Origin of the sequence: Streptomyces vastus (genome assembly GCF_039532825.1) — a bacterium.
GTDB lineage: Bacteria > Actinomycetota > Actinomycetes > Streptomycetales > Streptomycetaceae > Streptomyces > Streptomyces vastus.
In genome coordinates this window covers 1-4,961 of record NZ_BAAASJ010000062.1, presented here as the reverse complement: position 1 = coordinate 4,961, position 4,961 = coordinate 1, and the positions used below count along the sequence as shown (strand labels likewise).

Sequence of the window (4,961 nt, the reverse complement as noted above, 5' to 3'; positions counted from 1 at the left end):
GCCTGCCGGTCGGTGAGGTTCGTGGCCTTCTGCAGCACCGTGACCAGTGCGAGCCGGCCCGGCGACCAGCCCGGCTTGCCCGCCCGCCCGAACCCGTCGGACTGCCCGCAGTTGAGTATCAGCTCCAGGCGGTCTCGGTCTCTCTTCTCGAGCGGCCCGGGGGCCTCGACGGCGATGCGTCCAACAACCGAACAACGACGCCTAGACGTCGACACGCCGAGCGCGAATCGGCTTCCGGTGTCCAGCAAGGGTGTTCAACAACTCGTGGTGTCCAGGAACGCGTAAGAGCCCCTCTCTGTACGGTGCCGTGCATGACGACTACCGCTGAGTGGGCAGACGCTGCCAGTCCGATGGAAGCCTTCCCTGCCACTTCCTCCGGGGCCCGGGTCGGGTACGGACGCGTCTCCACCAAAGGGCAGTTGCTCGACCGACAGATTGCGGCGCTGGAGGCGGCCGGCTGCGTGCGGGTCTTCACCGACAAGAAGTCGGGCAAGAACGCGGAGCGCGAGGACCGTGGAAGTGCCTCGACTACCTCCGGCCCGGCGACACCCTCGTGGTGCCCTCCCTCGACCGGTTGGGCCGCTCGATCCAAGACCTGATTTCGATCGTCTCTGGTCTACGGAAGCGCGGGATCGGCTTCCAGTCTGGCTGTGACGTCGTCAGTCGGACCCGGCGGGACGGCCCGAAGTGGCCCCGTTTCGTGAAGATCGATGACGGCCGGAAGCGGCCCGCCGAGTGTCTGTCCACGCGGGACGGGGCCGGACGAAGCCGTCCCTTCACGGATGGGGCCTGCTGAAGCCGTCTCGGGTGGGTCCACTGGGCAACGTCACGGCCCCACTCAAGGAGGGGGCTCGTCGTAAGCACCCGGCAACTCGTCGTTCCGCAGATGCACGATGAGCGTCCCCGTCGGCCCGGGCCCCAGCCCTCGACGTTCTTCAGGAGCTGACGAGGCACAGCGTTCGTTCCGGAGACGAAGGCAGCCGGAACGTCCACAACAACCAAGCCCTGCATGGGTGTTACGCGATCAGCCGTGATCGCCCGGCAGGCGGACTGGGAGAACCGCCGGCGTCAGGACTCGGTGAGGTTCACCGCGAGGCCGTCGCGAGTGGTCCCCTTGTACGCAAGCGCCACATGCCCGCCGTCCCCGGCGTGCTCCACCGGTAGCGAAGCAGCTCCGCCAGGCCCTACCTCAGGTGCGGCTTGAGCAGGCGGGTCCAGGCCGACTCTGCCTGCTTCCACTCGTCGGGGCAGTCCTCGGCACGCTCCTTGGGCAGCCCGCCCTTGCCGACCAGGGATTTGTACTGCTCGGGGTGGGCCCCGTACTGGTAGCAGAGCAGGTTGTAGTAGCGCTGCTCGTTCAGCGAGTGCACGTCGGCGTACTCGGACTCCTGGTTCTTGTCCCCGCCGCCCAGCTTCTCCACGATGCCGAGCAGCCGGAACGCCTCGGCCATGTCCATGAGGTACTCCTGGCCCTGCTTCCCGTCGTTGATCAGCACCACTGCGGCGAGCTGGTCGGCGTCGTCCTCCTCCTTGCCAACGGCCGGTAGGTCGTACAGGTGGATCAGGCCGTGCCCCAGCTCGTGGAAGAACATCCCCGACATCGCCCCGATCACCCGCCCGTCCACGGAGCTGGACGAGCTGGGCCGGTGGTCGGCCTTGTCGGAGGCCCGGAACAGCTCCCGCATCTCCGTGACCTCCTCGTAGCAGGCAATGATGGCCTTCTCCTTCGAGGTCCAGTAGAGGTTGGGCTCGCCGCAGCTGATCCCGCCGACCGGGATGTCCTGCGGCAGCTTCACCAGGCTGGTGGCGTACGCACTGAGGTCCTCCAGGAAGCCGGCGTCGCGCATCAGCTTCTCGGCCGACCAGTCCGTGCGCTTCTCGGCCTTCTCGTAATCGGGCACGAAGCGGTGGTCGTCCTTCTGCGCGGCCACCTCGCCTTGCGCGGGGTGCACCTCGTTCGTCTCCGAGGCACAGCTCGTCGACATCAGAGCCAGCGTGAGGGCACCCACTGCGGCTGCGGTCCGTTTCCGGTTCATCTCCACTCCCAGGTCATCGGCCCTGCAAGGGCTCCCCACAGCCTCAGCCGCCCCGCACCATGCAGCCACGGGAAGTAGCCCGAACGAGGCAGCGCGCCCCCTCGGCCACCACCCACCCTCTGAGCAGGCCGGAACGGCCCTCGACCCCGAAGGGAACGGCAGCCCGGCCGGACCGTTGCCCTGAAGCCCGGCTGCTACGGCGAGAGCGGGTCGCCGGTCCGGCCCCGTCCCGCGTGGACAGACACTCGGCGGACCGCTTCCGGCCGTCATCGATCTTCACGAAACGGGGCCAACTCGAGCCGGCCCGCCGGGTCCGACTGACGACGTCACAGCCATTCCAGTCGCTCCACGAGTCGCTGGACACCACGACCCCGGGCGGGCGCCTGGTGTTCCACGTATTCGCCGCACTGGCGGAGTTCATCCGGGAACTGATCGTGCAGGGCACCCACGAGGGTCTGGCGGCGGCACGGGCCCGCGGGGAGCGCATCGGCCGGCCGCCCGCGATGACCGAGGAACAGGTGCGGCATGCGCGAGCCCTGCTCACTGACCCGGAAAACACGATCACGTCGATTGCAAAGCTGCTTGGTGTGTCACGAACCACGCTCTACAAGTACGTGCCGGAGCTGGCTGCTGGCCGGAACTCCCTTGTACCGAGCACTCGGCCGGGACTGCTGCCGACAGCGAAGTAGGCCAGCTAACGTCGGCGGGACCGTGGAGCGGCCAGCGTGGCCGCTCCACGAAGCGCCGCTTCAAGGCGCTCGTCGGCGGTCTTGGACTCTTCGATGGTCTGGGTGGCGACCTCGACCGCAGCGTTGATGTTCCGTTGCCTCCTCGGCCTGTCGCTCTCCGCGCCGGTGGCTGCAAGCGCGAGTTCCAACCTCATGATGCCGCGCAGTGACATCAGGAACGCTTCATTCGACTTGCTGTACGCCTGCACCAGCTCCGGTGTCGTGTACAGCGTCAGCTTCGTGACGACCAGCCGGTATTGCTCGTCCTGGTGGCCGGGGTCGAAGGTCTCAGGACTGAAGCCGCTGGGCACCTGCCGTCGGGACCAGGCGGTGTCGCGCGTGTTGCCGTGGGCGAGCATCTTTCGGTGCGCCTCCTCGATCGCGTCGGCTCGGCGCTCCCAGATCTTGAAGGCGCTCTCGCGGTCGCGGGTCGCGCGCTGGGTGAGGCTGGCCGACGCGAGGGTGGTCACTGCTCCGATGACAGCCCCCAACAACCCAGCGCCGGTGCTGATCAGGGCGAGAGTAACCGGTGTGATCGTCACAGGATGAGCGATGCTGCCCTCCGCGCCAGCAAAGTCGTCCAAGCAGTGGGGGCGCACCTGGCTCCACCTCAAGAAACACGCCTCCACGCAGCTCCGTGACGACGTCGAGGCCGCAGTGGCCAACTATCTCTGAGCAAGTGCGACACGAGGTCGCTCCAAGTAAGTAAGGACAGCCACGTGAAGGAGGTATCGATCGGCTGAACTTCGGGCCAGTGTCCGGGCCCGTCCCCGCGCTCACATGCGTCGCTGGTAACGGCGGGGTGTGGAGCTGAGCGTTCAAGCCCAAGGGTGTCCAGGCCATCTGGGGGCTGCAGGCGAGGGGAAGGCTGGACGGGCGAACGCAAGTGAACCTCTGATGAGGCCCCGTGACGATAAGACCGCACGATGGCATGCAAGCGGCGGTCGCAGGACCTGGTGCTGAGAGGCACCAAGTGATCTTCGGTGCTTGCTCGCCGGAGACAGGACACCGCTGGTCCCGGGGTATAGGAGGCGCCCACCCCAGCCGCGTCTTACTGGTGCGGAACGTGGAAACCCCGCTGAGGTCCAAGCCCTGAGCCAGGTAGGCCGACCGCAAGGGAGGCTCAACTCCTCAGTGGGAGAAGGATAATTCAAGAAGCGAACGCCGGTGGGTCGAAAGGCCAGAGGAAACCGGGAGGCGGGACCTTCACCCGCCTCTCGCATAACTCGCCGGATACGGGCCCCTGGTGACCCGGCCCGAAAGGGCGCCCACGTGGATCAGGTGAGCCTTTGAAGTCACCACTGCAAGGAAGCCGGAACCGAGGGACAAGTTAGATACCGGAGGCGAACATGGAGATCACGACACCTGTCGTGACGTCCTCGCCTGCGGTGAACGGACCCGAGGACGACTTACTCGACTGGCACGGCATCGACTGGGGCACCTGCGAGGAAAACGTACGGCGGCTGAGGCAGAGGATCTTCAAGGCAACGCAGGAAGAGGACTGGAAGAAGGTCCGCAACTTGCAGAAGCTCATGCTGCGAAGCCGCAGCAACACGCTGATCAGCGTGAAGCGGGTGACGCAACACAGCAGTGGTCGCATGACCGCTGGCATCGACGGGGAACGTGCCCTCACCCCCAAGGCGAGAGGCACGCTGGCAGCCGAGATCCATCGGTCGTCGAAACCCTGGAAAGCCAGGCCAGTCAAGCGAGTATTCATCCCGAAGAGCAACGGGAAACAACGACCGCTCGGCATCCCGGTCATCCGTGACCGGGTCCTCCAGGCCCGCGTGAAGAACGCGCTGGAACCCGAGTGGGAAGCGCGGTTCGAGCCGAGGTCTTACGGCTTCCGGCCCGGCCGCAGCTGCCAGGACGCGATATCCGCGATCTTCTGGACGGTAAAGGGCAAGAACCCGAAACGTCTGTGGGTCCTGGACGCGGACCTGTCGGAGGCCTTCGACCGCATCGACCACAACCACCTCATGACCATGCTCGGCCAGTTCCCCGCCAGGGATCTGATCCGCGGCTGGCTGAAGGCGGGCGTGATCGACCGCGGCCGATTCGCACCGACCGAGGAGGGAACTCCCCAGGGCGGTGTGATCACGCCCCCAACGCAATGGGTAACTCGGGCATGAGTCACCCTCCGTAGCGTCTTGATCTTGATGCCGGTCGTCGGTGGCATGCTCACGGACGGGGATGC

General features: G+C 66.4%; 6 protein-coding genes and 2 pseudogenes. 5 read left to right on the top strand and 3 right to left on the bottom strand.

Annotated elements, in window-relative coordinates:
• Window positions 1-248 (bottom strand): annotated as a pseudogene (locus ABD357_RS25705) (hypothetical protein); the annotation flags it as partial.
• Between the two features lie 63 nt (window positions 249-311).
• Between ABD357_RS25705 and ABD357_RS25700 the strand changes: the two are divergent.
• On the top strand, window positions 312-599 hold the full coding sequence (locus tag ABD357_RS25700) for a recombinase family protein (RefSeq protein ID WP_344393282.1): 288 nt from the start codon (window positions 312-314) through the stop codon (window positions 597-599).
• Complete coding sequence (locus tag ABD357_RS25695; RefSeq protein ID WP_344393281.1) at window positions 554-796, top strand: recombinase family protein; 243 nt, start codon at window positions 554-556, stop codon at window positions 794-796. The genes ABD357_RS25700 and ABD357_RS25695 overlap by 46 nt, the downstream gene beginning before the upstream one ends.
• Window positions 797-1,184: 388 nt before the next feature.
• Here the strand turns inward: ABD357_RS25695 and ABD357_RS25690 are convergent, their stop codons facing one another.
• Complete coding sequence (locus ABD357_RS25690) at window positions 1,185-1,985, bottom strand: DUF4344 domain-containing metallopeptidase (protein ID WP_344393280.1); 801 nt, start codon at window positions 1,983-1,985, stop codon at window positions 1,185-1,187.
• 284 nt (window positions 1,986-2,269) lie between these two features.
• On the opposite strand from ABD357_RS25690, the gene ABD357_RS25685 reads away from it, so the two are divergent.
• Window positions 2,270-2,725: a helix-turn-helix domain-containing protein gene (locus tag ABD357_RS25685; RefSeq protein ID WP_344393279.1), complete on the top strand. Its 456-nt coding sequence runs from the start codon at window positions 2,270-2,272 to the stop codon at window positions 2,723-2,725.
• Window positions 2,726-2,730: 5 nt separating this feature from the next.
• Here the strand turns inward: ABD357_RS25685 and ABD357_RS25680 are convergent, their stop codons facing one another.
• The gene (locus ABD357_RS25680) at window positions 2,731-3,234 is read right to left on the bottom strand and encodes a hypothetical protein (RefSeq protein WP_344393277.1); all 504 of its coding nucleotides are present in this window, start codon (window positions 3,232-3,234) and stop codon (window positions 2,731-2,733) included.
• An 82-nt stretch (window positions 3,235-3,316) separates the two neighbouring features.
• Here ABD357_RS25680 and ABD357_RS25675 point away from each other — a divergent pair, with 82 nt between their 5' ends.
• Together ABD357_RS25675 and ABD357_RS25670 are read left to right on the top strand one after the other, a co-directional pair.
• A complete protein-coding gene (locus tag ABD357_RS25675) occupies window positions 3,317-3,439 on the top strand; it encodes a hypothetical protein (RefSeq protein WP_265579787.1) in 123 nt (40 codons plus the stop codon).
• Between the two features lie 674 nt (window positions 3,440-4,113).
• Window positions 4,114-4,869: pseudogene (locus tag ABD357_RS25670) on the top strand (reverse transcriptase N-terminal domain-containing protein); the annotation flags it as partial.
• Window positions 4,870-4,961 lie beyond the last annotated feature (92 nt).

Coding starts and splice junctions, on each gene's coding strand:
- ABD357_RS25700 (WP_344393282.1), top strand. CDS start 312: ATGACGACTACCGCTGAGTGGGCAGACGCTGCCAGTCCGATGGAAGCC.
- ABD357_RS25690 (WP_344393280.1), bottom strand. CDS start 1,985: ATGTCGACGAGCTGTGCCTCGGAGACGAACGAGGTGCACCCCGCGCAA.
- ABD357_RS25675 (WP_265579787.1), top strand. CDS start 3,317: ATGCTGCCCTCCGCGCCAGCAAAGTCGTCCAAGCAGTGGGGGCGCACC.